At 41.2% G+C, this 2862-nt stretch carries 2 protein-coding genes and 1 tRNA gene; all 3 read left to right on the top strand.

Going from position 1 to position 2862, the window contains the following annotated elements; all coding sequences use genetic code 11:
* Positions 1 to 11 precede the first annotated feature (11 nt).
* Positions 12 to 2180 carry a Tex family protein gene (locus AC1DSB_RS17380; protein WP_477587217.1) on the top strand — a complete coding sequence of 723 codons (2169 nt, stop codon included), beginning with the start codon at positions 12 to 14 and terminating at the stop codon, positions 2178 to 2180.
* Between the two features lie 60 nt (positions 2181 to 2240).
* Positions 2241 to 2696, top strand: coding sequence for a SprT family protein (locus tag AC1DSB_RS17385; protein WP_477530988.1), 456 nt, complete (start codon positions 2241 to 2243; stop codon positions 2694 to 2696).
* A gap of 89 nt (positions 2697 to 2785) precedes the next feature.
* A tRNA-Asn gene (locus AC1DSB_RS17390) sits at positions 2786 to 2860 on the top strand.
* The last annotated feature ends 2 nt before the right edge of the window (positions 2861 to 2862 follow it).

Below are 2862 nucleotides of genomic sequence, written 5' to 3' on the forward strand. Positions count from 1 at the left end.
ACGCTAAACAAATGAACGCTAAACAAATGATGCAACGAATAGCTAAAGAAACAAATGTACGCCCAGCACAAGCCCGGCAAGTTATCGATTTACTGGAAGAAGGTAATACGGTTCCTTTTATTGCACGCTACCGAAAAGAAGCGACAGGCTCACTGGATGAAGTACAAATTAAAGCGGTTGAAGATCGTTACCGTTACATACAGCAACTAGAGCAAAGAAAAGAAGAAGTGCTTCGCTTGATCGATGAGCAAGGGAAATTAACTGAAGAATTAACCCAAGCCATTCAGGCAGCCTCTGTATTACAAAGACTCGAAGATTTGTACCGACCATATAAGCAAAAACGCAGAACAAAAGCGACAATAGCAAAAGAAAAAGGATTAGAACCTTTAGCTTCGTTAATATTAAAATTTTCCCAAACACAGCCGGTAGAGCTAGCAAAAGACTTTATCAATGAAGAAAAAGAAGTGATGAACGCTGACGAAGCATTGCAAGGTGCGCGTGATATTTTAGCAGAACAATTTGCGGATGACGCGAAAATACGAGAGAAAATCCGAAACTTAACTCGTGCAGAAGGGTCAATTGTATCCACTGTGAAAAAACAAGAGGCCGACGAGAAAAGCGTATTCGAAATGTATTATGATTACACGGAGCCAGTAAAGAAAATTGTGCCCCATCGAGTTCTTGCATTAAACCGTGGTGAAAAAGAAGATATTTTGAAGATCAATTTGCTTACACCAGTGGATAGAATCATTAGTGTTATGCGCGATGAGTGGATTCCAACGCACAGTTCCTCGCCAAGCATCAGTCAAGTAGCTGAAGCGATTGAGGATTCTTATAAACGCCTGATTGCTCCATCAGTCGAGCGGGAAATTCGCACGGAGCTAACAGAAAAAGGGGAAACACAAGCCATTCATATCTTCTCTGAAAACTTGCGAAACCTTTTATTACAGCCGCCATTGAAAGGTAAAGTCGTTCTTGGGGTAGATCCGGCCTATCGTACAGGTTGTAAATTAGCTGTCGTGGATGATACCGGGAAGCTTCAGGAAGTATCCGTCATTTATCCACATCCACCAAAAGCAGATCCGACAACGTCCAAAAAAACCATTTTGGATGTATTGAAGCGATACCCTGTTTCAATCGTTGCCATAGGTAACGGAACAGCCTCTCGTGAAACGGAGCAATTCGTCGCGGAATGTTTGAAAGAAGCAGATCGTGAAATTGCTTATGTCATTGTAAACGAAGCTGGTGCCAGTGTTTATTCGGCTTCAGACACTGCTCGTGCGGAATTTCCTCATCTTCAGGTAGAACAACGCAGTGCAGTATCGATTGCTCGAAGACTACAGGATCCGCTATCAGAATTAGTCAAAATTGAACCTAAAGCAGTAGGGGTTGGACAATACCAACACGACGTCTCGCAGAAAAAACTAAATGAATCATTAACATTTATAGTAGAAACTGCCGTTAACCAAGTGGGTGTTAACATTAACACAGCCTCTGCATCGTTATTACAATATGTTTCGGGTCTCTCCAAAACCGTAGCTGAAAATGTCATCATCATGCGAGATGAAAATGGCAAGTTCACTTCACGCGCACAACTGAAGAAAATTCCGCGTCTCGGCGCCAAAACATACGAGCAAGCTATTGGGTTCTTACGTATTCCTGAAGCAAAAAACCCGTTTGATGCGACTGGTATCCATCCGGAAAGTTATCAAAGTGCTGAAGAAGTACTGAAAACAGCAGGGTTGAAGAAAGCACAAATCGGCACGAAAGAAGCTGAACTCGCTCTTAATGAGATAGATTTGAAAGAGTTGAGTGAGCGATTAGATATTGGGGAAATTACGTTGAAAGATATCGTGGATACCTTAAAAAAACCGACACGTGATCCACGTGATCAATTCCCTCAACCATTGCTGAAGACGGATGTTCTTCAAATGGAAGACTTGGCAAGTGGAATGGAATTGCAAGGAACAGTTCGCAACGTTGTTGATTTTGGCGCTTTTGTAGACATCGGTGTAAAACAAGATGGCCTTGTCCACATTTCCAAACTAAAAAAAGGCTTCGTCAAACATCCACTAGACGTTGTTGCTCTTGGTGATATTGTGACAGTATGGGTGGAACAAGTCGAAAAAACAAAAGGACGCATTTCACTTACAATGCTTCCGCCAGTAAAACAAAACTAAAAGGAGCCTGCCTATCATGAATAGGTAGGCAGGCTCTAATGTATTCAAAGGATGGGTGGCATGACGAACGAAGAACTACATCAACTGGTAGTGAGCATCTCTGAAAACGTGTTTCATAAGCCTTTTAAACATGAAGCTTATTTCAATAGCCGTCTTAAAACAACAGGTGGCCGATATATGCTGCAATCACATCACATTCAAATCAATCCAAAATCATTCGAATTATATGGTCTAGATGAACTTGAAGGAATCATTCGCCACGAATTGTGCCATTATCATTTACATATAGAAGGAAAAGGCTATAAACATCGCGATAAAGATTTTAAAGATTTATTAAAAGTGACTAAATCCCCGAGATTTTGTGCAAACTTAGTGTCGGTAAAAAGAAAGAAAAGAGTAGCCCAACATGTCTATGGATGTATCTCTTGTGGTTCGCTATATAGACGGAAAATTCGTTTAAATACCAACAAATACCGCTGTGGCAAGTGTTCTGGGCGATTATTAAAAGTGGAATAATATTTCTTTAGAGAAAATGGCCAAAAGTGGTTGACGAGGAAGAAGTACCTCACTATAATAAGAAAAGTCGGTTAGTTACATAACATTATTCCGAAGTAGCTCAGTGGTAGAGCACCGCACTGTTAATGCGATGGTCGTAGGTTCGAGTCCTACCTTCGGAGCCAAT

The sequence above is a fragment of the Paenisporosarcina sp. P4_E4_2 genome, assembly GCF_056401595.1.

Excerpts from the sequence above, each read along its gene's own strand:
- AC1DSB_RS17380 (WP_477587217.1), top strand. The coding sequence starts at position 12 with ATGAACGCTAAACAAATGATGCAACGAATAGCTAAAGAAACAAATGTA.
- AC1DSB_RS17385 (WP_477530988.1), top strand. The coding sequence starts at position 2,241 with ATGACGAACGAAGAACTACATCAACTGGTAGTGAGCATCTCTGAAAAC.